This is a genomic window from Streptomyces sp. NPDC104309, from assembly GCF_055584025.1.
This window is the reverse complement of record NZ_JBVJMV010000003.1, coordinates 49,420-73,688: the sequence shown is the minus strand read 5'-3', so window position 1 is coordinate 73,688 and position 24,269 is coordinate 49,420. Positions and strand designations below refer to the sequence as shown.

The following is a 24,269-nucleotide window of genomic DNA, read 5'->3' as shown; positions in this document are numbered from 1 at the left end:
CAGGCGTGATCAACCCCATGGAAGAACGGCTGGCGGAGGCGCTTGCCGAGTTCGAGGAGACCCGGACCAAACTGGGCGAGGCGGCGGCGGCCGCCGCCCGGATCTCGGCCACCGTCATGGCCAAGGACCGCTCCGTGGAGGCGACGGTGGGCGCGCAGGGTGAGCTGACGCAGCTCCGCTTCCCGACAGCTCGCTACCGGACCATGCCGCCGGCCCAGCTCGCCAACGTACTGATGACGACGATCGGCGCGGCGCGCGCGCAGGCGGCAGCCCAACTCGCCGATGTCTACAAGCCCTTCGGGCCGATCCCCGGCATGTCGGCGGACGCCGGGGCCGGCTTCCAGGAGCTGGACTGGGAGGAGCTGTTCGCGCCGATGCGCGAGGAGGGGCTGCCGATGCCGCCGGTCAAGGCGCCGCCCCGGGCCTCGGGCGCACTGCTCGACGAGCTGGTCGAGGACGGCGACACGCCAGACACGGCGCACACCGCCCGTGAGGGGGAGGGACGGCGATGAGCGACGGCACGCTGGAGGTCGATCCGGCCGGGCTCGACCAGAGCGGCGAGAACCTGGACCAGGTCGCCGAGAAGATCAAGCTCATCCGGGACGACTACCTCGACAAGATCACGTCGTACCACGGGTGCTGGGGCGACGGGGAGTTCGGCGAGACCTTCGCCAAGAAGTATCTGCCCGCGGTCCAGGACGCCAAGACAGGCGTGACCGAGCTGAGCAAGGCCCTGACCGGCAGCTCGGAGAGCCTGAAGACCACGGCCAAGGAATTCCACAAGCACCAGGAGAACATCCTCGAATCGATTCAGCACCATGGTGGAAGGCAGCGCTGAGCCGTGTCCCTGGAGTTCCCGCCCGAGTGCGCGTGGCTGTTCGCCGCGCTGACCGGTGAAGTGCCCCCCAACGGCGACGAGGACAAGATGTTCGCGCTCGCCGAGGTCCACAAGGACCTGCACGGCAAGCTGACGAACGACATGAAGCAGCAGATCGCCGAGGCGCTGGGGTACACCAGGAAGAACTTCAGCGGGGACGCCGCCGAGATGTACCAGGCGGCGATGAAGGGTTTCATCGGCGAGGAGGGGCTGGACTACTTCAACGCGGTCGCCGACCAGGCGAAGTTGCTGGGCGAGTTCACCCGCGAGAGCGCCACCCAGCTCCAGTACACCAAGTACATGATCATCGCCCAGCTGGTGGAACTGCTGGTCGAAGCGGCCGTGGCGGCGGCACTGGCGTTCTTCTTCGGGGCTTCGATCCAGGCGTACCTGGCGAAGCAGGCGATCGTACGGTTCATCATCCGCACCCGGCTCGGCCGGTTGATCATGACGCTGCTCATGCACGAGCTGATCAACGTGGGCATGGGTGTCGCGATGGACCTGCTGGTCCAGTGGTCGCAGCTCAACCAGGGCAGCCGCGACAACTTCGATGGCTCGCTCACCAAGGGCGCGGCGCTGTCCGGCGCCATCCAGGGCCTGCTGGCCGGTCCGTTCGAGTTCCTGGGCAACAAATTCGGCAAGAAGCTGGCCGACCTCTTCGGCAAGGACGGCGGCAAGAACCTCGGCAAGCAGCTCGACGAGGCGTTTCCGCCGCCCCCGGTGCACGGGCCGAAGGGGCCGACGGGCATCGGCCCGAAGCCGCTGAAGACCTTCGGCGAGGACATCGCGAAGAACTTCAAGGACCACCTGCCGAAGACCGCGGGGCCGGGCGGGAAGGAGGCGGGCGACAAGTTCGTCGAATCGGTCGGCGACACGTTCAAGAAGCATCTGGGTGGCAACGAGTCGCGCGACGTCGGCCGCGACTGGGCGCGCACGCTGCTGCAGAACACGGGCAAGAAGGACCTGCCGGAGTCGCTGAGCAAGACCCTCAAGCCGCTCGGCGACGTGGCGAACGGCCCGCTGGGCAAGGTGCTGGGCCAGGGCGCGGCGGACGCGCTGGGCAAGAACATCCTCCAGTCGACCGTGCGCGCGGGGACGCAGTGGACCACGAAGGGCCTGTTCGAGGGCGGACACGCGGCGGTCTCCGAGGGCATGTACAACCTGATCTTCTCCGACGAGCACACCTTCAAGACGTCCGGACTGACCTTCGGCTCGGGCATGGTCGAGGGCCGGGTCGGCCATATGCTGGAAACCGGCGGCGAACACCTCGGCGACGGACTGCGCAGCAAGCTGCTGGGCGGAGGGCTTGAGGCGCCGGGTGGGCTCGGTGAGGGGACAGGGGCTGGTTCCGGAGGCGGTACGAGTACGGCTTCGGGTACGAGTACGGAGAGCGGCGGAGGGGGCAAGGAGCCACCGTCGACGTCCACGCCGCCTGCCACGACGCCCACCGTGTCGCCGGACACGGACTCGCTCACGGACACGTCGACCGACATCGGGTCGGACACCGATTCCGACACCGATTCCGACACTGAATCGCTCAACTACCTCGCTACGGAGAGCACATGGGGTGACAGTGACAGCGAAAGTGACGGCGACAGCTGGCAATCCGGGACCGAGGAATCGCACGAGACGAACCAGGCCACGCCGGTCGCCGTCTCGCAGCCATCGACCGCGTCTCAGAACAACCCGTCCGTCACGTCCACATCCACGGCCGCGACGCCCCAGCCGAGTGCGAACCAGTCGAGCACGTCGAACTCGCAGAGCAACCAGAACGTCCGTTCCGTGCCGACGGCGGTCAAAACCCCGACCCAGAGCCTCACCACCGAAAGCAACGTCACGACCAGCACGTCGCAGCAGATGGTCGGCGGCCAGGAGTCCTCTCAGCCTCAGACGCAGTCCGGCCCCCAGAACGAGAACCAGAACCAGAACCAGAACCAGAACCAGACTGAGCCCCCGGTCAAGACGCAGTCCGAGCCGCCGGTTCAGACGCTGTCGGAGTCTCCGGTCGAGCCGCCGGTTCAGACGCTGTCGGAGTCTCCGGTCGAGCCGCCGGTTCAGACGCTGTCGGAGTCCCCGACCCAGACCCCGGTCCAGACGCAGAATGAAGGCCTGACCCAGGTCCCTACCGATTTCTCTCCCGAGAACCGTCTCGCCCCGGACAACAACCTCGACGGCGAAATCTCCGACAACCCTACGCAAAAGCGCAGTTGGTCCAGCAGTCAGGCGCCGAACACGATCCCCCAGATCGACGACGGCGGTCCGGGGCCGAGCACCCTGCTGTCCCCGACACTGCCGCCCGACACGATCATTCAGATCGACGACGACAGCAGCCAGGGGCCGAGCACCTTGCTGTCCCCGACACTGATGTCCCCACCCCCACCCCCGCCGCCCCCGCCCGTCGGCACATTCTCGTCGGACGTTGCGAGGTTCGGCACGCATGGCAGCGAAGGGCTCGGCGGCATCCACCTCGCTCCGATCTCCGACAAGGTCGCCGCAGCCCTCCAGCAGCAGGCACTGGACGCGCTGGAGCAGATCAGCCCGTTCGCTTCCGAGGACCAGCGCGCGGAGGTCCGTGCCCAACTCGCCACGCTGCTGGGTCCGCAGGCCCTGCACGACAACCGGCTCATGTTGTTGAGCAAGGACGGCCACCGCATCACTGTCGACGTCGGCGGCCGGCCGCGCTCTCTCGACGTACAGATCCAGTTGGAGAGGCCGACGCCCTCCGCGCTGTTCGGAACCGGTGACCGCAAGCCACCGCACAACAACGAGCAGCGGCAGGCCAGCGCGTTCGACAGTACGTCGCAGGCCGCCACCACGGCGGTCCGCACTGTGTCCCTCACCCCGCTCTCGAACACGTTCGGCCTGATCAAGGGCTTCCTGACCGGACTCCCGTTCTCCGTCAACATCAACGGCACGCATCAGCAGCGCACGCTCTCGACCACCGTGAGCAGCGCGGTCAACTCGACGACTCTGCTGCGTAGTACGGAACCGGCCAGCCCCTTCGACTACTCGGCCGTCGGGCGCGTGCGGGAGCCCTCGCCGACCCCGTTCGACGAGATCAGGCCGGACGACAGGAGTGGCGTCGCCGACCTCGGCACCGTCACCGCATGGTTCCCCGAGCACCTGGCCCAGCCCGGTTACGGTACGGAGAGCGGCAAGGTCTTCGACCACACCAAGAGTGCGGAGTTCAACCAGCACCTGAACGATTCGCCGTTGTGGGTCATGGACTCGATGTCCGACCCGGGCAGCCTGCTCCGTGCGGTGCGGGACCGGCACAACGACCTGCTCGCGCGGCTCGCCCCGGAGTCCTTGCTCTCGGCGGAGAAGTTCTTCGGCGGGGAGCACCTGCTCGGTGCGCTACCGCTGCAGCGGGTGACGGAGGATCCCGGGGGCACTACGGGCACCTGGTCGCCGGTGCTGCTGGACAAGAGCGGTAATGCCGTCGGCGCGTTCCACATCACGGCGGAGGTAGCCCCGCGCGAGGGCCCGGACGTCAAGGTCGGCCCGAAGTACAGCCTGGAGCGCTTCCTGGACCGGCAGCTGAAGGTCGACTCCCTGTCGAAGGTGTCCGGTTCGTACGGCGGCGAAGTCTCGCTCGGGGGCGCCTTCAACAAGATGCCGGAGGCAGCGGACAAGGCGTTCCGGGACTTCAACCTGGGCGGCACCTTGGTGCCCAAGGGCAGCTTCGCCAAGCAGAGCGACCGAAGTCTCGGCGCGGGCGCCACGCACAACGTGCTGCACAATCTGCGCACCAACGCGGGGCACGTGCTGACTCCGGCCACCGTGACCTATCACATCGAGTTCATCGAGGCGGACGGGACGAGGCAGAGCCCCTGGAACGCCCCCGCCACTCCGATACGCATCCGGACACTCAGCCCCGAGGGGGTCGAGGGAGAAACTCCCGCAGCGGGCGAGGCGAAGCAGCCACCCAAGGAGATAGCAGGGTTGGACAGCATCGGCCTGTCCACCACGCCCCTGCGGGTGCACGGGAACGGCATGAACCCGGTGCTCGCCGCGGCCAAGACCTGGCTCCAGAACAACGACTACCTGCCCCACCCCGGGGAGCAGAGTGACCGGTTCATGGATGAACGCGTGGTCAAGACGCGGCTGGAGAACCTGCGCAAGCTGGAGCTGCTCGGTTCTCAAGGCGGGCTCCTGGGCACCATGGACGAACTGGTCGACGGCGGAATGGTTCTCCACTTCACCAAGCCGCAGCTCGGCGGCGCTGTGCACAGCGTCAAAATACGCTTCACTCTCGACCGGGACGACACCGGCGCTCCTCAGCACATCAAGTCGCTGAGCGGCGTCCATATGCCCAATGCCAGCGGCCTGACCGTGCCCGGTACCGGGCAGGAGTCGTCCAGCACCACCTACAACTTTCAACTGGCCGGTGAGCTCACCGGAGTGACGGCAAATCACTTCCGCGCAAATTTCACCGGGGACTACAAAGGAACCTGGCAGACGACCGAGACCGCGACGGTGGGCACCTCGGTGGCGCACACGCAGTTCATTCTGACGAGCAATCAGAGCACCGAGGTCTTCCGGATCCCCACCGTCTTCCGTATCGACGTCCTCGACGGGCCGGGATCGACTCCCACCGTCAGGTTCGACTCGAAGGAGCTCGCGGGTAACGACTCCCTCGGGCCCGGCGTGTCCGGCCCGTCCCGCGCATCTCACCAGGTGTTCGTCGATCTGGCCGTGCCGGTCCAACGCACCGACCCGGTCGAGGTGATGTACGGACCGGCGGAACTCCAGCCCTCCGGCACTCCGCTTCCCGAGCCGCAGACGACCTTTCTGCTGCCGGACAGTTCCCTGGTAGACGTCATGCGGGGCAGTCAAGCGCTCTACGAGGCCGTCGATTCGATGCTGGCGAACCTCTCCGAGCCGCCGGAGCAGACCGAATCCGTACAGCAGGAAGCCATACAGCAGGAAGCCGTACAGACTGCTGCCACGCCGTCAGTTGCCACCGAGCCTTCGCCCATGCCCGGCAGATTCCCGTCGGAGAATCCGGGCGGCATCCAGCTGAACGACCTGAGTGAGCGGGGCCGGGGGCCGATCCTGCCGACGACCGTCCCGCGGCCCGTACCCACCACATCCGCCTCCGCGAACTCTTCCCTGTGGACGTCGGCGATGAACGCGGCGAAGTCCGCCGTGGACTTCATCCTGCACGCGGGGTCGCTGGTCCAGCAGTCCGTGTCCGGGACCGACCCCTCCGACCAGCGTCTGTTGCTGCACGAAGTCGTCCACGCCCAGCTCGCACCGGCGAGCCTGATGTCGCGCGCGCACCAGATGGTGAAGGGGCGGTTCGTCATCGACGATCTGTTCGTCCCGGGCGCTCTCTCGGGGACCGATCTGGTGGTCGAGGTCCGGGCCGTCCTCAGCAACCCGCAGAGCCTGGGTCAGGTTCAGCAGTACGGCGAGACGGACCTCGGCGCCACCGACAGCGCCTCCCACCAGATCACCAAGTCCACCGCGCACGAGGGCGGTCCCGGTCTCACGCTGAAGTACGGCCAGAGCCGGGCGGAGGCGGAGGCCGCCGCCGCCCAGCCGCCGAGCACGGACCCGTCCGAGCCGAAGCATCCGAAGCCCACCACCGGGGGCGGCGGGGTCAAAGGCGTGTACGGCGCGGGCAACAGCCGTTCGGCGACGACGTCCGCGTCGACGAGCATGACCCGCGTGCCGTCCGAGAGCGGCCTCCAGCACCGGATCAGCGCCGATGTCACGTACGAGGTGACGATCCACCGGGGCCATCGGCGCGTCACCCCACTGAATCAGACCGCGGACTCCGTGACGCGCACGGTGAAGGTCCCCGGCGGCATCACGTTCCTCGCCACGCCGGACCAGTTGCGGCGCAGCGGCACCATGCTGGCGCACTTCGCCGGACCCGAAACCGACACGACACGCCCCATGGACGTCAAGCTGCCGTACCGCTTCGTCCAGCACGGCGTCCTCGGTCTCGCGGCGGTGCTGGAAGTGACGCCTCTTTCGGAGCCGCTGCCCGTACCGGTGGACCCGGCCATCTCGACCCCGGCATCCACTCCGGGCCAGTCGGCGGAGCAGCCGCAGAACACCCATCCCTCGCAGGACGAGCGGGGCCGCGAGGACCAGCGGGAGTCCGCTGCCGCCCCTCCGGCCGTCAATGACGATGCCCGGCGGCCCGACCTCCTGCGCGAGCGCCTCTCCGCCCTCGTCGAGCGGCACGCGCCGGGCAGTCTCACGCCCGGACACCGCGCCTATGTGCCCGGACTGCGCCAGCGCATCGCCGACTACACCTCAACGGCCGCGCTCGGCGCGCTGCCCGGCCGGGGTGCGGGCAAGCCGCTGAGCTTCACCTTCCCGTACTCGGGCGGCCCCACCACCCGGACCGTCACGGTGCGTGTGCACGGCCGGCCCGCCTGGGACGCGACGCAACTGTCCTACGTACGGGGCCGTAAGGCCGGAGCCGGTGCGGCGGTGGAGAACTTCACCGCGCACGCCCCCGCCAACGTCACCAAGAGCAAGGGCCACACCACCCGTTGGGGCATCACCCTGCCGGGGAGCATCGTCAAGCCGACGTCCGCCGAGAACTCGCGCAAGGCAACGTTCAGCCCCTCCCTCGGCAACTCCACGACGCGTACCGACACGGTGAGCACCTCCCAGTCGGCCGAGGACCGGGTGTGGCAACGCACCGAGGGGGGAAACGAGTTCACGCTCGGATACTTCTTCGACGCCGACATCCAGGTCGACGCCGACGGGCCCGTCCACCGGTTGGACGAGGAGGTGGACGGGCGGGTCACCCTCCGGTTCGCCGGGGACCGCGAGCAGCGGACACCACAGCTCCTTCCCGAACAAGAGCCGCTGGCCGATGAGGTGACCGTGGTCGATCCGCGCACCTCCCGTCGGCTTTCCGGGGCCGCCCCGATCCGGCCGACCGGCGACGAGATCGTCTACGGGATCACCCATCATCGCCAACTTCTCGACGCTGTGCAGGAGGTGGCACCTGATCTGAAGGGGAAGGGCCTCAGCTCCGGGCAATCGGCTGACGGCGCAGCCGTCCGGCTGACGGAACTCGTACTCGGCGGGAAGATCACTCTTGACCCGGTGCGCGCCGCGGCCGGAATGGGCGGCACGCTGTCCGGCACCTCATCGCACCCCCAGGTCACCCTGTCCACCGAGGTGTTCCACCCCAGGCTGATCGACGACACCAAGGGTGTGACGACCGACCGGGTGCGGGTGACGGGCTTCAGCACGACATCCGGCTCCTCGACGTCCCGCAACAGCGCGTTCAACCTCGGCGTGTCCGGAACGCTGGGCGAGAAGGGCGACTACAGCGCAGGGATATCGGCTCCGCTGCTGGCGAAGCAGTCGACGCCGGCCGGCCAGGGCGGCGGCATCTCCGCCGTGGGCCGCCACTGGGAGAAGACCGGCATGGCCGGGCAGCCCGACGCCCAGCAGGGAGTGCGGACGTACGAGGTCGAGGTCGACACCGTCACCACGGTCACCGGCCCGAACGACGAGGTGCGCTACGTGACCGGCACGGCCGTGATGCGGCTGCCGGAGCGCGACCTGCTCGGGCTCGGAGTGCTCCCCGGCGCGGACCGGGGCGACGGGGTGTGGGACCTGTCCACGGCGGATGTGAACACCCTCGCCCCCGCCGACATCGCCGCCTTGATCAGCGCCTCGCCCAACCTCCCGCCGTCGGGGGCCGTGCCGCAGCTCTGGCTCGACCTCGGACCGAACCCCACTGCCGACGCCCGCGTGGAGGCGCTCTACAGGGCGTCGTCGGTGGCGCAGTCCGGGCAGTTCACCGTGGAACTCGCACTCCGGGACGGCGACGGCACCCGTTTTTGGACCTTCGGCCCGGACACCACCGCGTTCCCGGACCGTAACGGTGCGAAGGCCGGCCTCGACCACGCCCGGCAGGAGCTCAGGGCCTTTGAGGAGCGCCACCGGGATCTCGGCGGCGACCTCGGGTCGCGGCTCGGGCTCACCGAGGCGACCGAGCGGCTCAACTCCAGCCGTGAGGCCTTGCGCGAGGCCGACCGGCTGCTCTCCGACCAGCGGACCCTGGCGGAGGGGCTCGACCGGACGGAGGCCGAGGCGCGGCAGGACCTGCGGAGCGCCACGAGAATGCTCGAAACCACCCAGGCCCGGCTCGCCGCGCTGCCCTCCGGGGCCGGCCCCCGGGCCGAGGCACTGAGCCGTCGGGAGTCGATGCTGCTGGCCGAGCTGCCGCGCCTGCAGGACAACGTACGGGCGTGGGACGGTCTGCGCGCCGCCCAGCAGGCCCGCGGCCTGGCGCAGACCCGGGTCGCCGACGCCGTGCGGGATCAACTGCTGGCCCAACGGCAGGAGTTGCGGCAACAGGCCTCCGATGCGGAGGACCGTCACCTCGCCGCCGTCACAGACCTGCTCATTCTGGGCACCCAGCTCGCCGACGCGCACCGCCCCGAGGGGACAGCCGTACCGGGGTTCCCGGTGCCACCGCCCACTGACCCGACCGCCCAGTCGCTCGCCTCCCGGACTCCCCAGTGGCCCGCTCCGCACGCTCCGAGTTCCCCGCACACTCCGGACCCCACCCCCACGGGGCCCGTCCCGAAGTCCGAGCAGCGCACCTCGGGCGAGCGGCTCGCCCGCCCCGTACTCCCGCACGAGATCAGGCAGATCGGCGAATCCAGCACTGCCGCCGTGCACACCGAACGCTTCGACCCGAAGGTCGCGCAGACCCGACGCGACCCGGGCCGGCTCAACGGCTCCATGACGCTGATTCGCCATCACGTCCGCCGCGTGCAGATGCCCGATGGGCGGATGGTCCGTCAGTTCTTCGTCACGTTGCCGGTCAGGCTCGTCGACGGGCTGACCGCGCAGGATCTGGCCGCGTTCCAGGCCCGCGTCCAGTCCACCCTGGACACCTACGTCAACGTCGGCTACAAGCTGCCGGACTCCAGCGACCAGCTGCATGTCACCGCGGAGCTCCTGTTCTCACCCGACCACAGCGAGGCCGTCACCCTGTCCCAGGCTCAGACCCCGGGACGCGCCGACCAGCTCCAGTGGGATGTCGGCCACAGCGACGCGGTGCTGACGCACGAGATCCTCCACTTCCTCGGCCTTGCCGACGAATACTCCGACGCCAAGGAACATGACCCCCACCTCTTCCGTCGTAACGACAGCGCCGGCGCAGTGCGCAGCGACGGCCTCATGGTGCACACCCGCCAGGAATCCCTCCTGAATCTCCCGCACGACTACCTCACCACCATCGAAAACGTCAGCAACAACGCAGTCATCCCCCTGCACACCGCCCCCCAGAACTTCACCCCCCAGAACTTCACCGCCCAGAACGGCAGCCTTCTTTCTCCCGACCACACCGTCCACCAGCCCGACGTCGCCTCAAGCTGGTCCACCAGCAAAGCCCCCGGCACCGACTCCCATGTGACGGAAACCGACGAGAACGCGGCGCAGGAGCACCTCCGGCAGACCGAGCAGCAGCTCCGGGACGCGGAGGAAGCGGCGCGGGCGGCCCGAGCGGAGCTGGAACGCCACAGGGCCGCGGCGGCCGAGGCGGCCGAACTCGCTTCGCGTGCGGCGCAGTTGCGATCCGACCTGAAGGCGCAGGAGACGCGGGTGTCCGCGGCGCGGCAGAAGCTGGCCACCGTGCAAGAGCAGCAGCAACAGGAGAACCAACAGCAGCAACAGCAAGCACAGAACCAGCAGCAGCACCAACAGTCGGCCAGGCTTTCCTCGCCCGCCATGGAGGCCCGCAGCCTTGCGGAGCGCCGGCTGATCGTCGGCGACACCACCGGAGCGATGGCCACCGCCCGGATCGACGCCTGGGCCGACCACCAGCGCGCGCTGAACGAACTCGCCCAGGCGCGTGGGCAGGAATCGCGTCTCGGGCCACCGGAGGGCCAAGGCTCGCGAGGCCCTTCTGCCGCACATCTCGCCGCTGAGCAGCGATTCATCGCCGCGGAGAACGAGGTGCGCCGGACCGAGGCCGTTCTCACCGACCTCGGAATCAACCCGGGCGACCTGACCGCGCACATACGAGCCGTCACCAGGGACGCCCTCAACGAGCAGGGCGGGCTCCTCGGCGGCTCCCAGGCGTACGAACCGTCCTCGCCGATGGACATCGACTTCGCACCGGCACCTGTGACGACGACATGATGGATCTGGACCCCACTGCGCCCACCCCGCACTATCAGCCGTGGCAGCCCTCCGCCCTCGCGGGCACCAGCACCACGAGCCCGGCAGGGAGCACCTGCGTCAACGAGGCGTTCCTGGACCTTCTCGCCGCAGCCGGTCCCATCGGCGCGGACCACGCCCTGTCGGGCCCGGAGCACCTGACGAGCATGACGGCCGAGGAACAGAAAGTGCTGAAGCCGCTGACGGATATGACCACTGGTGCACGGAAGGCGCGCATGCAGGTGCAAGAATTCTTCACCAGGATGACCACCGGAGCGCCGCACCCGAAGAGCAGGACGCACACCGGAGCGGTCAACACCCACACGAAGAAGTCACCGCCCTTCTCGGAGTTCCGTCTTCCGGAGAACGGTTTCGCTCTGGACGAGAGCGCGCAATACCTGCTGACTCAGCATTCCCGGGCGCTGGGCATGCCCATCCGCACGACCGCCCCTGCCGGTCCTGTGTACGTCGCGGGTAGGGAAGGGCGCTCCTCGTATCCGCGTCTGGTGCTCACCCGGGAGATCCGTGTCGAGCCACCGGCCAGGGATCCGTGGGGCAATCTCATCGACCCGGAACACCCACAGGCTGAGGGGGAGCGGCTCGGAGGGTGGCGGGCCGTGATCGAGTACGGCCCGCAGCGCTCTCACAACGACTCCAAGCGTGGTCGCGAAGGCGACGACGAGGAAGGCGGGGGCACCGACGGGAGCGGCGACGAGAGTGACAGCTCGGACGACGGACGTACGAGCCACCACGACAAGAAACTCCGGCCCAATCGGGGCAGGTCTTCGCACACCAGTCGCGCGTTGGTCCCCAGGCCCCCGGTCCGGGGCGCGACCTTCATCTCCGAGCCGTTGGGCTCAGTGAACCTCGGCAATTCGGCCGGGGGCAGTTCCTCCGGCGAGCCGGGCGGTGGTGCCTGATGTCGTCCGCTTCCTTCGCCACCGGGACGGGGACCGGACCGTCCGCCCTCGCCGCCGTCGAGGCCGAACTCGCCGACGCCGTGCGCGCTCACGCCGAGACCGCCCTGCGGTACGCGCAGACGGAGCGGGAGCACGCCGCACGGCTACGAGAGCTGGCGGAGATGCCCACCCTCCAGCAGCTGACGGAGCGAGTCGCACTGACCGCACGCCACGTCCAGCTCAAGCAGGCTGAGCTGGACGCTATCGAGGCCACGTCGACTGCCGGACGGGAGGAGGACGGCAGGAAGGAGGGGTACGAGGAGGGGCACGGGGAGAACGAACGTGATGAGGTGGGCCCCGGACCCGAACCCGGACCCGAGACCGTGCCCGAACCCGAGACTGCGCCCGGCACCGCTCCTGAGACCGGCACTGCCCCAGAAGCTGGATCAGCCCCCGCCCCCGCCCCCGCCCCGCCCTCCCTCTCCGACCTGGCCCTGGACATCCTCACCGGCGGGTCCACCACGCGCCCCACCCCGATCCGACGGCTTGCGGAACCGGGCGCGGGTACTGGCCGCGGCCAGGACGGCGTTCGTGACCGAGGGACGGATGGTGCCCCTCCGTGAGATCGCCCGGCGGGGGCGGGGGCCGGGACGGTCTACCGCCACTTACCCTCCGAGGTTCGGAGAGGTCCTGGAGGTGCTGTTCACGCGCGCCCGCGCGGCGGGTGCCGTGCGCCCGGACGTCTCGGTGGGAGACGTGCAGTCGCCGCTGGTGGGATGTGCGGCGATGGAGCAGCCGCGAGGCGGCTTGGTGGATCGCCGGGGCTGCTGACCGCGGTGACGTGCGGCGGGATGCGTGGCGGCGGTACGAGGTCCGGCGCCGCTCAGAGCCTGTCGGACGACCTCTGATCGGGCGGGCGGGCGCGGCGTGGCACGCACGCTTCCTGCGTTGCCGAAATGTCCTGGCAGCTCCTTCCCCGAGCTCTCAAGGAGCACGGGAGACCCCATCCGAGGCCCTCCCGGCGCCTTGGAATCGCATGCGCCATGCCGCGTCCGCTCTCCGATCGAAGGTGATCCGACAGGCTCTCAGGACGTCCGTGCGCGAGGCGGCGGGGACCCGCACCCTGTAGCGGACGTGACCACAGTGCGTAGCGAAATCGCGGAGCCGGCGGAGTTCCGTGACGAGACTCCGGGTTGCGAGGAGCGCGGTCGCGCGCTGCCCCGCGTCAGGACCGGCTGCCCGCCCGATTCTGTGGATCCGGTTGTCGGCAGAAATCCCATCGCCGTAGGGTCCGTATCGCCCCTGAAGGGGCCGACGCGGGCTGAAACGTCCATATCGCACGGCCCGAACACCCCGATTTCGAGAACCGTAATGATCCCGTGAGGCTTTGGCCCGCACCAGGGCGGGGAAGTGGCGCGGAACATGGCAGGCTTGGCTCATGGCCCAGATCAACCCCAGCATCCTGTCCGCTGACTTCGCCCGTCTCGCCGAGGAGGCGAAGGCGGTCGAAGGTGCCGACTGGCTCCACGTCGATGTAATGGACAACCACTTTGTGCCGAATCTGACCCTCGGCGTGCCGATCGTGGAATCGCTCAGCCGGGCCACGGACACTCCGCTGGACTGCCACCTGATGATCGAGGACCCGGACCGCTGGGCACCGCAGTACGTCGAGGCAGGAGCCGGTTCCGTCACCTTCCACGTGGAGGCCGCGGCAGCCCCCGTACGGCTGGCGCGGGAGATCAGGGCCAAGGGCGCCCGCGCCTCCATGGCGCTCAAGCCCGCGACGCCCATCGAGCCGTACGAGGACCTGCTTCCCGAGCTCGACATGCTGCTGATCATGACGGTGGAGCCGGGCTTCGGCGGTCAGGCGTTCCTGGACATCATGCTGCCGAAGATTCGCCGCACCCGTGAGCTGATCTCCAAGCACGGCCTCGAACTGTGGCTCCAGATCGACGGCGGTGTCTCCGAGTCCACCATCGAGCGGTGCGCCGAGGCCGGTGCGGATGTCTTCGTCGCGGGTTCGGCGGTGTACGGGGCCAAGGACCCGGCCGAAGCGGTGCGCGCCCTGCGTGCCAAGGCAGAAGGGGCCACCGCCTCGGCGGCCTGGGCGTGCCGCCACTGAAGCCGCAACCGGCGCCGGAACCCGCTCCGGCCCCCGATTGCGGGTCGGCCCGGCCAAGGGCAGATGAACGTGGTCCGACGGGACCGATCAGGGATCGCCGGATCTGACAGGATGAACGGCGTATCGAGAGTGTGAACAGCAGTGAGGAGATCGCGGTGTCTGCAATGTCGGCGGGACGGTCCGCCCTGCGGATGGGGCCCGCGGAGCTGGTGCAGGCGGCGGCCATGGCCCGCCGCTTCTACCTCGAAGGAAAGTCGAAGATCCAGATCGCCGAGGAGTTCGGCGTCAGCCGCTTCAAGGTGGCCCGGGTCCTGGAGACGGCTCTGGAGCGCGACCTCGTACGGATCGAGATCCGCGTTCCCGCCGAGCTGGACGCCGAGCGGTCCGACGCTCTGCGGGCCCGCTACGGGCTGCGTCACGCGGTCGTCGTCGAATCTCCCGCGGAGGAGCAGGACGACGCACCCGACCCGGAGAATCTGGGGGAGGTCGCGGCCGATCTCCTCGGCGAACTGGTGAACGAGGGTGATGTGCTGGGCCTGGCCTGGGGCCGGTCCACCATCCACATGGCGGCGGCGCTCGACCGGCTGCCGCCGTGCACGGTCGTGCAGCTCACCGGGGTGTACGACGCGGGGACGGCGGAGCGGGGCTCGGTCGAGGCGGTCCGGCGGGCCGCCCAGGTGGCCGGCGGCGAGGCCCACCCGATCTATGCGCCGATGCTGCTGCCCGACCCGGCCACGGCCGCCGCGCTGCGTCACCAGACCGGCATCGCCCGCGCCTTCGATTACTTCGACAAGGTGACGGTCGCCGCGGTCTCCATCGGTTCCTGGGAGCCGGGCATCTCCACCGTCCACGACATGCTCTCGGACGAGGAGCGGGCGCACTACGCGTCGCTCGGCGTCGCCGCGGAGATGTCCGCGCACCTCTTCGACAAGGAGGGGCGGCGGGTCGGCCGGGACCTGGGGGAGCGGTGCATCACGGTCGAGGCCGACCGGCTGCGCCGGATCCCGGAGGTGGTGGCGATCGCGGGCGGCCAGCGCAAGGCCGCGGCGATCGGGGCGGTGTTGCGGTCCGGTCTGGTCACCAGCCTGGTGACGGACACGGCGGCGGCCGACTACCTGCTGACCGAGTCGGCGGCGCCGCGGCGGCCCGCCCTGGAGCGCGCGGACCCGGACGGGGACTGAGCGCGGGCGCCGGTGATCCGCACCCGGGGCCTCTCGTTCGGATCCTGCCGGGCTAGCGTGCCCCGGTCCCGCCCGTCGGCCGTCGCGCGGGACCGGCCCGGACAGCCGGTGAGCCGTCCGGGCGGGATTCCTGCCCGGCGGGTCAGTTCCGGGCCGTGCCCAGGACCGTCGACTCCAGGTACTGCTCCGGCGCCTTGTACTGGTTCACATCGGCCGGGTTGTAGCGGGGCGTCTGCCGCGACCAGTCCAGATTGCCGCGCATCCAGCTCCGCATCCCGTCCAGGTACGGCGTGAGCATCCAGGAAAGCTGCGGGTACGCGGCCAGCAGCTCGGCCTCGGCGGTGAGGAACCGCTCCGTCTCCGTGGCGATCTCCGCGCAGACGTGTTCGAGCGCCTCCTGCTTGCCGTATCCGCGGTGGTGACGGACCAGATGGACGAGATTGTGGATCTCGCCGAGCACCTGTTCCTTCTCGTACGAGTACACGTCGTTGGCCCAGCACACGACATTGCACGACGCTTCCAGCGCGGTGATGAACCGGGAGTCGTTGTGGATCGACTCGGGAGCCTCGATCCCGGCCACGATCTCTATCAGGTCCATGCAGACATGTATCGCGCCGGTGTGGCGGCGCTTGGCGATGTACGTCTCCTCGGAGGGCACCACGCCCGCCGCCCGGTTCCCCGCCTCCCAGGTGGTGGTTGTCGTGAGATACGTGGTCAGGTGCCAGCCGAACCGGGTGCGCCAGTGCGCGGCCGCGGTCGGGATCGTCCGTTCCCACAGATCGACCAGGGCCACCACGGCGGCGGGAAGGCCCTCGCCCGGCAGGGTGCCCGTACCCTTGCCCTCGATCACGGAACGCATCACCGCGACCACGTCCCGTACCCGCTCGGGGCTGCGGCCGAGATACCCGTCGTCGAGCTGGTCGTCGACGAGAAACAGCCACACGAACCAGTCGGCGACGAGGTCGAGATTCTTGCCGTCGGAGGTCGGGTACACCATGCCGACGAACGCGCCGAAGTCCGCCTGCTCGAAGCGCTCCCTGGCTGAATCGCGGTGTACCAGACCGGTGTTGCGGATCCAGCTGTCGAGGTGGACTCGGGTGTGCCCGACGTGCGGATTCGTCCGCTGGGGGAACGGGCAGTAAATGTCCGGCAGTTCGCTCTCCACGGGTGGGTCGTGATCCTCTCCGGTCGTACGGGTGACGGAAGTTGTGACCTCTCCGCCTGTTCCTCCGGGGCGCAGTGGTGACCCACGGGACCTGCGGGTTTGAAGCTACCCGACCCCTTGTCGCCAGGTCCAGGGAAGATGATCGCGAAAGATTCGCGTGCCGCTCGGGTAGGGTCCGTGGGTAAGGCAGGTTCCACTTGCCCGGGGCTCCCGCGGTTCCCTTGGAGGAACATATGAACGCGGGGGTCGTTTGCTGTGTCTTCGTGGAAGCGACCTGCTCCGTTTCGTATGAAAAAATGAGCTTATGCGTTTTCTTGAGCCCGGCACCGGTCGCTACACAGAGTCCCCCTCGGTCCCGTACGACCTCACGTACGACGATGTCTTCATGGTTCCGGGCCGTTCGGCGGTCGGTTCTCGCCAGGGTGTCGATCTCTCCTCGCCCGACGGCACCGGCACCACCATTCCGCTCGTCGTCGCGAACATGACGGCCATCGCGGGCCGCCGGATGGCCGAAACGGTCGCCCGTCGCGGTGGGCTCGTCGTCATCCCCCAGGACATCCCGATCGAGGTCGTCACCGATGTCGTCTCCTGGGTGAAAACGCGCCACCTGGTGCTGGACACGCCGATCGTGCTGACCCCGGGCCAGACGGTCGCCGACGCGCTGTCCCTGCTGCCCAAGCGCGCGCACGGCGCGGGCGTCGTCGTGGACGGGGACCGGCGTCCCGTCGGTGTCGTCACCGACCACGACCTGACCGGCGTCGACCGCTTCACCCAGCTCTCCGAGGTCATGTCCAGGGACCTGGTGCTGCTCGACGCGGACATCGACCCGCGCGACGCGTTCAACAAGCTCGACGGCGCCCACCGCAAGCTCGCCCCCGCGGTCGACGCGGACGGCCGGCTCGTCGGCATCCTCACCCGTAAGGCCGCACTGCGCGCCACTCTGTACACCCCCGCCACCGACGCCGACGGCGCGCTGCGGATCGCCGCGGCCGTGGGGATCAACGGCGATGTGGCGGGCAAGGCCAAGCAGCTGCTCGACGCGGGTGTCGACACGCTCGTCGTGGACACCGCCCACGGCCACCAGGAGTCCATGATCAACGCGGTCAGGGCCGTCCGGGCGCTCGACCCGCAGGTGCCGATCGTCGCGGGCAACATCGTCGCCGCCGAGGGCGTGCGCGACCTCGTCGAGGCCGGCGCGGACATCATCAAGGTCGGTGTCGGCCCCGGCGCCATGTGCACCACCCGGATGATGACCGGCGTGGGGCGCCCGCAGTTCTCCGCCGTCCTGGAGTGCGCCGCCGAGGCGAAGAAGTACGGCAAGCACGTCTGGGCCGACGGCGGCGTCCGTCACCCGCGCGATGTCGCGATGGCGCTGGCCGCGGGCGCGTCCAACGTGATGATCGGCTCCTGGTTCGCCGGTACGTACGAGTCGCCGGGCGATCTCCAGCAGTCCGCCGACGGCCGCTTCTACAAGGAGTCCTTCGGCATGGCCTCCGCGCGTGCGGTGAAGAACCGCACCTCGGACGAGTCGGCGTACGACCGCGCCCGCAAGGCGCTCTTCGAGGAGGGCATCTCCACCTCGCGGATGTTCCTCGACCTGGCCCGGCCCGGCGTCGAGGACCTGATCGACTCGATCATCGCGGGCGTCCGCTCCTCCTGCACCTACGCCGGGGCGGCCTCCCTGGAGGAGTTCGCCGAGAAGGCCGTCGTCGGGGTGCAGAGCGCCGCCGGCTACGCCGAGGGCAAGCCGCTGCACGCCAGCTGGAGCTGATCCCGCGCTCCCGCACCACCCTTGCCCCTCACGGCCGTTCGCGCCGTGGGGGGCAAGGTCGTTCCCGGGCATCCTCGGACATCGGGGATGTCCGATTCCAGCCCTCGGATCCCGTGGTGATCCGCTTCAACCCCATTGAAATGTAAGTAATATGAAGCGCAATCAGCTGCCCGCCTCTCTGCGGTAAGGGATCTCATGTCCTTCTTCACCGACCTGGCCCATCAGTACATCGACGGAGAGTGGAGGCCGGGCAAGGGTTCCTGGGACATCATCGACTTCAATCCGTACAACGGGGAGAAGCTCGCCTCGATCACGGTCGCCACGGCCGAGGAGGTGGACCAGGCGTACCGGTCCGCCGAGGCCGCCCAGCGGGCATGGGGCGACACCAACCCGTACGCCCGCCGGCTGGTGCTGGAGCGGGCGCTGCGCGTCGTCGAGGAGCGCGAGTCCGAGATCAGCGACGCGATCGTCGCGGAACTCGGCGGCACCCGGCTGAAGGCCGCCTTCGAGCTGCATCTCGTCAAGGAGTTCCTGCGGGAGTCGGTCCAGCTCGCGCTGCGGCCCGCCGGGCAGATCCTGCCCTCGCCGACCGAGGGCAAGGAGAACCGTGTCTACCGGGTGCCCGTCGGCGTGGTGGGAGTCATCAGCCCCTTCAACTTCCCGTTCCTGCTGTCGCTGAAGTCGGTCGCCCCCGCGCTGGCGCTCGGCAACGCCGTGGTGCTCAAGCCGCACCAGAACACCCCGGTCTGCGGCGGCACGCTGGTGGCCAAGGTGTTCGAGGAGGCGGGGCTGCCGGCCGGGCTCCTGAACGTCGTGGTCACCGACATCGCCGAGATCGGTGACGCGCTGCTGGAGCACCCCGTTCCGCAGGTCATCTCCTTCACCGGCTCGGACAAGGTGGGACGGCACGTCGCCACGGTGTGCGCGGCGCACCTCAAGCGGGCCGTGCTCGAACTCGGCGGCAACAGCGCGCTCATCGTCCTCGACGACGCCGATCTGGACTACGCCGTGGACGCGGCCGTGTTCAGCCGTTACGTGCACCAGGGCCAGGTCTGCATGGCCGCGAACCGCATCCTGGTCGACCGGGCGGTGGAGAAGGAGTTCACCGAGAAGTTCGTCGCCAAGGTCGCCTCGCTGCCGGTCGGTGACCCGGCCGACCCGCGGACCGTGATCGGCCCGCTGATCAACTCCTCCCAGGCCGAGGCCATTTCCTCGCTCGTCGACCAGACCGTCGAGGCCGGTGCGACGGCCCTGCTGCACGGCCGGACGGAAGGCAATCTGGTGAGCCCGTCCGTGCTCACCGGCCTGGCCGCCGATTCCCCCGTCCTGTCCCAGGAGATCTTCGGACCGGTCGCGCTCCTCGTGCCGTTCGACGGGGAGGACGAGGCGGTACGGATCGCCAACGACACCCCGTACGGTCTGAGCGGCGCGGTGCACACGGGCGACATCGAGCGCGGTGTACGGATCGGCCGGCGCATCCACACCGGCATGATCCACATCAACGACGGCACGGTCCACGACGAGCCCATCGTCCCGTTCGGCGGCGAGAAGAGCTCCGGCCTCGGCCGGCTGAACGGCGAGTCGATGGTCGAGGCCTTCACCACCCAGAAGTGGATCTCGGTCCAGCACGGCCGCTCGCAGTTCCCGTTCTGACCGGTCACCGGATGCGGTGAGCGCGCCCGGCGGGGCGGCGCCGTGGTCTACTTCGGGGGCGGCCCACGCCGCCCCCGGAGCAGACCACCGCAGAGAAGTGAACCGCCCGAAGTGCGCCTGAACGACCTCGACGAACGCATCGTCCACGCCCTCGCCGAAGACGCCCGGCGCTCCTACGCGGACATCGGCGCGATCATCGGCCTGTCCGCGCCCGCCGTGAAGCGCCGCGTGGACCGCCTGCGCGCCGAGGGCGCCATCACCGGCTTCACGGTGCGGGTGGACCCGGCCGCGCTGGGCTGGGAGACCGAGGGTTTCATCGAGATCTACTGCAGCCGCAATACCTCGCCGGAGGCGATCAAGCAGGGACTGGCGCGGTACCCGGAGATCGCGTCGGCCTCCACGGTGACGGGGGAGGCCGACGCGATCGTGCAGGTCTTCGCCGCGGACATGCGCCACTTCGAGCAGGTGCTCGAACGGATCGCCGGAGAGCCGTACGTGGAGCGGACAAAGTCCGTGCTGGTGCTCTCGCCGCTGCTGCGGCGGTATTCGTCGGGGTCGCCGGGATAGGGGTGCGGGTCGTCCCGCGACGGCTGCCCCGTCCGCCATCGCGGGACGGGCCCGAGGCGTGCCGGGTGGGCCGGGTCGCACGGGCGGGCCCGAGGTGTGCCGGGCCGGGACCGCTCGTGCGGGGCGGCTTGGGCGTACCGGGTGGGACATGGCGGGAATGAGACCTGCGTCACCCAGCTGACCTGCGAAGACGTCCTGCGCAATGAATCGCCGCGGCAGGCCGTCGGAGCGCAATGGATCGACGGTGTACGCGCAACAGTCGCGCCTTGTCCGGGCCGAGCGGGGGACCGTACCTTCGATACGTCCCCGCCCAGCCCGCACCGCCCGAGGTCAGCCATGCCGCCGTTGCGCACCGCCCTGCTCCAGAGTTCCGGACGACCCGGCCATGTGGACGAGAACATCAAGGTGCTCGACGAAGCCGCGCGGCGGGCGGCGGACGGCGGGGCCCGCCTGCTGGTCTGTCCCGAACTGTTCCTCACCGGATACGCGATCGGTGCCGACGTGCCCCGGCTGGCCGAGCCGGCCGACGGGCCGTCGGCCCGTGCCGTCGCCCAGATCGCCGCACGACACGGTCTCGCGGTCCTCTACGGCTACCCGGAGCGCGCGGGCGAGAAGATCTTCAACGCCGCGCAGCTCGTCGGACCGGACGGGGCCGCGCTCGCGAACTACCGCAAGACCCATCTCTTCGGCTGCTTCGAGCAGGAGTGGTTCACCCCGGGCGAGCGGACCGTGGTCCAGGCCGAACTGGACGGCGTTCGCGTCGGGATCATGATCTGCTACGACGTCGAGTTCCCGGAGAACGTCCGCTCGCACGCCCTGGCCGGCACCGATCTGCTGCTGGTGCCCACCGCGCAGATGCACCCCTTCCAGTTCGTCGCCGAGTCCGTCGTACCGGTCCGCGCCTTCGAGAACCAGCTGTACGTGGCGTACGTCAACAGGACCGGACCGGAAGGCGAGTTCGAGTTCGTCGGACTGAGCTGTCTGGCCGGCCCCGACGGCACCGTCCGCACTCGCGCCGGACGTGGCGAGGAACTGGTCATCGGTGAGGTCGACCCCGAGTTCCTGAGCGCGTCGCGCGCAGCCAACCCGTATCTGAACGACCGTCGCCCCGGCCTGTACGGCTCCCTCGTCTGAGCCCGCCGCCCCGTTCCACCCCCCTCTTTTTCGTGCAAGGAGTCCGTACCCCATGACGTCCACGGTGCCCAACGCCGTCCAGCACACCGACGCCGCCGAGCCCATCACCATGTTCGGGCCGGACTTCCCCTACGCGTACGACGACTTCCTGGCCCACCCCGCGGGCATCGGGCAGATACCGGCGACCGAGCACGGCACCGAGGTCGCCGTCATCGGCGGCGGGCTGTCCGGCATCGTCGCCGCGTACGAGCTGATGAAGATGGGGCTCAAGCCCGTCGTCTACGAGGCGGACGAGATCGGCGGGCGGCTGCGCACCGTCGGATTCGACGGCTGCGACCCGCAGCTCACCGCCGAGATGGGCGCGATGCGCTTCCCGCCGTCGTCCACCGCGCTCCAGCACTACATCGATCTGGTGGGCCTGGAGACGAAGCCGTTCCCCAACCCGCTCTCCCCGGCCACCCCGTCGACCGTCGTCGACCTCAAGGGCGAGTCGCACTACGCGCGGACCATCGATGATCTGCCGCAGGTCTACCGCGATGTGATGGACGCCTGGAACCGGTGCCTGGAGGAGGGCGCCGACTTCTCCGACATGAACCGCGCGATGCGCGAACGCGATGTGCCGCGCATCCGGGAGATCTGGGCGGAGCTCGTCCGTAAGCTCGACAACCAGACCTTCTACGGATTCCTCTGCGACTCCGACGCCTTCAAGTCGTTCCGGCACCGGGAGATCTTCGGGCAGGTCGGCTTCGGCACCGGCGGCTGGGACACCGACTTCCCCAACTCCATCCTGGAGATCCTGCGCGTCGTCTACACCGAGGCGGACGACCACCACCGGGGCATCGTCGGCGGCAGCCAGCAGCTCCCGCTGCGGCTCTGGGACCGCGAACCGCACAAGATCGTCCACTGGCCGCTCGGTACCTCGCTGTCCTCGCTGCACGGCGGAGAACCGCGCCCCGCCGTGACCCGGCTGAACCGCACCGCCGGGAACCGGATCACCGTCACCGACGCCACGGGCGACATCCGCACGTACCCGGCCGCGATCTTCACCGGGCAGTCCTGGCTGCTGCTCTCGAAGATCGACTGTGACGACGCGCTCTTCCCGATCGACCACTGGACGGCGATGGAGCGCACCCACTACATGGAGTCGTCCAAGCTGTTCGTGCCCGTCGACCGGCCGTTCTGGCTGGACGGGGCGGTCGACGACAAGGGCGCGCCGACCGGGCGGGACACCATGTCGATGACGCTCACCGACCGGATGACCCGCGGCACGTACCTCCTGGACGACGGCCCCGACAGGCCGGCCGTCATCTGCCTCTCGTACACCTGGTGCGACGACAGCCTGAAGTGGCTGCCGCTCTCCCCGAACGAGCGCATGGACGTCATGCTGAAGTCGCTCGGCGAGATCTATCCCGACGTCGACGTCAGGAAGCACATCATCGGCAACCCGGTGACGGTCTCGTGGGAGAACGAGCCCTGGTTCATGGGGGCGTTCAAGGCCAACCTGCCGGGCCACTACCGCTACCAGCGGCGGTTGTTCACCCACTTCATGCAGGACCGGCTGCCCGCCGACCGGCGGGGGCTGTTCCTCGCGGGCGACGACATCTCCTGGACGGCCGGATGGGCCGAGGGCGCCGTACAGACCGCGCTCAACGCCGTCTGGGGTGTGATGACCCAGTTCGGCGGCGCGACCGATGCGTCGAACCCCGGCCCCGGCGACGTCTTCGAGGACATCGCCCCGGTCGAACTCCCGGAGGACTGAGGCCCGTTCGGTGCTGAGGGCTGTCCCGCAAGCCGTGGCTGACGCCGCCCGTCCGCCAGGGATTACGGGACAGCCCTTACGCGGGCCGGCAGACGCTGCGCTGCCGGCCGAGGCCCGAGATCTCGACCTCCATCACGTCGTCCGGGCCGAGGTAGGGGAAGCGGCCGGACAGTGCCACCCCCTGCGGAGTACCGGTGTTGATGATGTCGCCGGGCTCCAGCACCAGGTACTGCGACAGATGGTGCACCAGATGCGCCACGCTGAAGATCATGTCCGCGGTGCTGGAGTCCTGCCGCGGCTCCCCGTTCACATAGCTGCGCAGCCGCAGCCGCTGCGGGTCGCCGACCTCGTCGGCCGTCACCAGCACCGGGCCCAGCGGGTTGAACGTGGCGCAGCTCTTGCCCTTGGACCACTGGCCGCCCGACTCCTCCAGCTGGAAGGCGCGCTCGGAGACGTCGTTGCTGACGGCGTATCCCGCGATGTGCGCGGCGGCGTCGGCGGGGGAGTCCAGGTAGGAGGCGCGGCGGCCGATCACGACGGCCAGCTCCACCTCCCAGTCGGTCTTCTTCGAGCCGCGCGGGATCAGCACGTCGTCGTACGGGCCGACGACGGTGTTCGGCGACTTGTAGAACAGGATCGGCTGCTCGGGCGGCTCGCTGCCCGACTCCGCCGCGTGGGCCGCGTAGTTCTGGCCGATGCAGAGCAGCGCGGAGGGGCGGGCCACCGGGGCGCCGATCCGCTGACCGGTGATGTCGATCCCGGGGAGCGCCGGCTCGGCGGGCACCAGGTTCGGACGGTCGGCGAGCGCGGCGAGGAACGCGCCGTCGATGTCGTCGGTGATGCCGGACAGGTCGTGGTGACGGCCCTCGGGGCAGATGGCGACGGGGCGCTCATGGCCCGGTTCACCGATGCGCATCAGTCGCATGGAGGTGAATTCTCCTGACAGGTATGGGGGTTGGGGGCGGCGGAGATGGCCCGCCTCG

Annotated in this window: 15 protein-coding genes; 13 read left to right on the top strand and 2 right to left on the bottom strand. The window is 69.4% G+C overall.

The features are described from left to right. Positions 1-5: 5 nt before the first annotated feature. The 8 genes from ACZ68L_RS04385 (at position 6) to ACZ68L_RS04350 (ending at position 15,237) form a co-directional block, all read left to right on the top strand. The gene (locus ACZ68L_RS04385; RefSeq protein WP_469574102.1) at positions 6-512 is read left to right on the top strand and encodes a YbaB/EbfC family nucleoid-associated protein; all 507 of its coding nucleotides are present in this window, start codon (positions 6-8) and stop codon (positions 510-512) included. Next, the gene (locus tag ACZ68L_RS04380) at positions 509-838 is read left to right on the top strand and encodes a WXG100 family type VII secretion target (protein ID WP_469574101.1); all 330 of its coding nucleotides are present in this window, start codon (positions 509-511) and stop codon (positions 836-838) included. Before ACZ68L_RS04385 ends, ACZ68L_RS04380 begins: the two co-directional genes overlap by 4 nt. Before the next feature lie 3 nt (positions 839-841). After that, on the top strand, positions 842-11,017 hold the full coding sequence (locus ACZ68L_RS04375) for a WXG100-like domain-containing protein (protein WP_469574099.1): 10,176 nt from the start codon (positions 842-844) through the stop codon (positions 11,015-11,017). Continuing rightward, positions 11,014-11,955 carry a hypothetical protein gene (locus tag ACZ68L_RS04370; protein WP_469574097.1) on the top strand — a complete coding sequence of 314 codons (942 nt, stop codon included), beginning with the start codon at positions 11,014-11,016 and terminating at the stop codon, positions 11,953-11,955. Before ACZ68L_RS04375 ends, ACZ68L_RS04370 begins: the two co-directional genes overlap by 4 nt. Beyond that, complete coding sequence (locus ACZ68L_RS04365; protein ID WP_469574096.1) at positions 11,955-12,557, top strand: hypothetical protein; 603 nt, start codon at positions 11,955-11,957, stop codon at positions 12,555-12,557. The genes ACZ68L_RS04370 and ACZ68L_RS04365 overlap by 1 nt, the downstream gene beginning before the upstream one ends. Beyond that, positions 12,541-12,765 carry an SbtR family transcriptional regulator gene (locus tag ACZ68L_RS04360; protein ID WP_469574558.1) on the top strand — a complete coding sequence of 75 codons (225 nt, stop codon included), beginning with the start codon at positions 12,541-12,543 and terminating at the stop codon, positions 12,763-12,765. Before ACZ68L_RS04365 ends, ACZ68L_RS04360 begins: the two co-directional genes overlap by 17 nt. Positions 12,766-13,372: 607 nt before the next feature. After that, positions 13,373-14,056 carry a ribulose-phosphate 3-epimerase gene (rpe, locus tag ACZ68L_RS04355; protein WP_469574094.1) on the top strand — a complete coding sequence of 228 codons (684 nt, stop codon included), beginning with the start codon at positions 13,373-13,375 and terminating at the stop codon, positions 14,054-14,056. Between the two features lie 164 nt (positions 14,057-14,220). Then, positions 14,221-15,237: a sugar-binding transcriptional regulator gene (locus ACZ68L_RS04350; protein WP_469574557.1), complete on the top strand. Its 1,017-nt coding sequence runs from the start codon at positions 14,221-14,223 to the stop codon at positions 15,235-15,237. A gap of 142 nt (positions 15,238-15,379) precedes the next feature. Here the strand turns inward: ACZ68L_RS04350 and ACZ68L_RS04345 are convergent, their stop codons facing one another. Further along, a complete protein-coding gene (locus ACZ68L_RS04345; RefSeq protein WP_469574093.1) occupies positions 15,380-16,402 on the bottom strand; it encodes a terpene synthase family protein in 1,023 nt (340 codons plus the stop codon). A gap of 304 nt (positions 16,403-16,706) precedes the next feature. Here ACZ68L_RS04345 and ACZ68L_RS04340 point away from each other — a divergent pair, with 304 nt between their 5' ends. The 5 genes from ACZ68L_RS04340 to ACZ68L_RS04320 all read left to right on the top strand — a co-directional run bounded on the left by ACZ68L_RS04340 (position 16,707) and on the right by ACZ68L_RS04320 (position 23,286). Then, positions 16,707-18,173, top strand: a complete 1,467-nt coding sequence (locus ACZ68L_RS04340) for a GuaB1 family IMP dehydrogenase-related protein (RefSeq protein ID WP_469574092.1) — start codon at positions 16,707-16,709, stop codon at positions 18,171-18,173. Positions 18,174-18,368: 195 nt separating this feature from the next. Beyond that, a complete protein-coding gene (locus ACZ68L_RS04335; RefSeq protein ID WP_469574091.1) occupies positions 18,369-19,826 on the top strand; it encodes an aldehyde dehydrogenase family protein in 1,458 nt (485 codons plus the stop codon). 111 nt (positions 19,827-19,937) lie between these two features. Next, the gene (locus ACZ68L_RS04330; RefSeq protein ID WP_351083545.1) at positions 19,938-20,393 is read left to right on the top strand and encodes an Lrp/AsnC family transcriptional regulator; all 456 of its coding nucleotides are present in this window, start codon (positions 19,938-19,940) and stop codon (positions 20,391-20,393) included. Positions 20,394-20,729: 336 nt separating this feature from the next. Beyond that, positions 20,730-21,527 carry a carbon-nitrogen hydrolase family protein gene (locus tag ACZ68L_RS04325; protein ID WP_469574089.1) on the top strand — a complete coding sequence of 266 codons (798 nt, stop codon included), beginning with the start codon at positions 20,730-20,732 and terminating at the stop codon, positions 21,525-21,527. A 52-nt stretch (positions 21,528-21,579) separates the two neighbouring features. Continuing rightward, on the top strand, positions 21,580-23,286 hold the full coding sequence (locus ACZ68L_RS04320) for a flavin monoamine oxidase family protein (RefSeq protein WP_469574088.1): 1,707 nt from the start codon (positions 21,580-21,582) through the stop codon (positions 23,284-23,286). Between the two features lie 76 nt (positions 23,287-23,362). Here ACZ68L_RS04320 and ACZ68L_RS04315 read toward each other — a convergent pair whose 3' ends face one another. Further along, positions 23,363-24,211 (bottom strand): fumarylacetoacetate hydrolase family protein, encoded by an 849-nt coding sequence (locus ACZ68L_RS04315; RefSeq protein WP_469574086.1) that lies wholly within the window; start codon positions 24,209-24,211, stop codon positions 23,363-23,365. Positions 24,212-24,269 lie beyond the last annotated feature (58 nt).

What these genes read in the sequence shown, in the direction of transcription:
- ACZ68L_RS04380 (WP_469574101.1), top strand. Translation starts at nt 509, where the DNA reads ATGAGCGACGGCACGCTGGAGGTCGATCCGGCCGGGCTCGACCAGAGC.
- ACZ68L_RS04370 (WP_469574097.1), top strand. Translation starts at nt 11,014, where the DNA reads ATGATGGATCTGGACCCCACTGCGCCCACCCCGCACTATCAGCCGTGG.
- ACZ68L_RS04365 (WP_469574096.1), top strand. Translation starts at nt 11,955, where the DNA reads ATGTCGTCCGCTTCCTTCGCCACCGGGACGGGGACCGGACCGTCCGCC.
- ACZ68L_RS04360 (WP_469574558.1), top strand. Translation starts at nt 12,541, where the DNA reads ATGGTGCCCCTCCGTGAGATCGCCCGGCGGGGGCGGGGGCCGGGACGG.
- rpe (WP_469574094.1), top strand. Translation starts at nt 13,373, where the DNA reads ATGGCCCAGATCAACCCCAGCATCCTGTCCGCTGACTTCGCCCGTCTC.
- ACZ68L_RS04350 (WP_469574557.1), top strand. Translation starts at nt 14,221, where the DNA reads ATGTCGGCGGGACGGTCCGCCCTGCGGATGGGGCCCGCGGAGCTGGTG.
- ACZ68L_RS04340 (WP_469574092.1), top strand. Translation starts at nt 16,707, where the DNA reads ATGCGTTTTCTTGAGCCCGGCACCGGTCGCTACACAGAGTCCCCCTCG.
- ACZ68L_RS04335 (WP_469574091.1), top strand. Translation starts at nt 18,369, where the DNA reads ATGTCCTTCTTCACCGACCTGGCCCATCAGTACATCGACGGAGAGTGG.
- ACZ68L_RS04325 (WP_469574089.1), top strand. Translation starts at nt 20,730, where the DNA reads ATGCCGCCGTTGCGCACCGCCCTGCTCCAGAGTTCCGGACGACCCGGC.
- ACZ68L_RS04320 (WP_469574088.1), top strand. Translation starts at nt 21,580, where the DNA reads ATGACGTCCACGGTGCCCAACGCCGTCCAGCACACCGACGCCGCCGAG.
- ACZ68L_RS04315 (WP_469574086.1), bottom strand. Translation starts at nt 24,211, where the DNA reads ATGCGACTGATGCGCATCGGTGAACCGGGCCATGAGCGCCCCGTCGCC.